The 951-nt window shown below is 68.7% G+C and carries 1 protein-coding gene; it reads right to left on the minus strand.

What is annotated here, in order from left to right; all coding sequences use genetic code 11:
* Positions 1-32: 32 nt before the first annotated feature.
* A partial coding sequence (locus tag PV341_RS45110) for a carbohydrate ABC transporter permease (RefSeq protein WP_500361057.1) occupies positions 33-951 on the minus strand: 919 nt, incomplete at its 5' end.

The following is a 951-nucleotide window of genomic DNA, read 5'->3' on the forward strand; positions in this document are numbered from 1 at the left end:
GGCCGGGGTGACGGGCGGGGTGGCGGTCGTGGTCACCGGTCCTCCTTGCGGAAGTTCTGGACGAGGAAGGTCCCGATGGCGGCGAGGGAGACCAGGAGCAGGACGACCGCGAGGGCGGAGCCGTAACCGATGTGGCTGGACTCGCCGATGATGTTGTCGGTGATCAGCAGCGACAGCAGTTCCATGCCGGGCTTGCTGCCAACGCCGCCGCCGAGCACGTAGACGACGTCGAAGGCCCGCAGGGACTCCATGACGGTGACGACCAGGATGATGACGTTGACCGGCTTGAGGGCGGGGAAGACAACCTTCAGGAAGGTCTGGCGGCCGTTGGCGCCGTCGAGCGCGGCGGCCTCCTTCAGGGCCGGGTCGAAGCCCTTCAGCCCGGCCAGGTAGAGGATCATGATGTAGCCGGTGTGCCGCCAGGCCGAGGCGACCAGGACGGCCCACAGGTTGAGGTCGGGGTCGCCCAGCCAGTCGACGTGGTGGCCGGGGGCCACCGCGCCCAGGATGCCGTCCAGCAGGCCCGTGTCGGGGTTGTAGATGATCTCCCAGATCAGGCCGACCACGGCCAGGGAGAGCACCATCGGCAGGAAGATCGCCGTCTGGTAGACCCGGGTGAAGCGGAGCTTCCGGTCGAGCTGGTAGGCGAGGAAGATCCCGAACGGGGTGGGCAGCAGCGCCGTGAAGAGCAGCCAGATGACGTTGTGCCGCACCGCGGGCCAGAACGGCGGGTAGTTGGTGAGGATCTGGTGGTAGTTGTCGAGCCCGACCCAGTGGATGTCGGACAGGTAGATGCCGTCCCAGCTGGTGAAGGACAGGCCCATGGAGGCCAGTGCCGGGAGCCAGACGAAGACCAGGAGGGCCAGGAGCGGGACGCCGACGACGGCCGCCAGGAAGAGCCGGTCACCGGCGCCGAGCCGGCGGGGGCGGCGCCGGTGACCGGCTCTTCCT

It is taken from the genome of Streptomyces sp. PA03-1a, from assembly GCF_033792805.1.
Classification (GTDB): domain Bacteria; phylum Actinomycetota; class Actinomycetes; order Streptomycetales; family Streptomycetaceae; genus Actinacidiphila.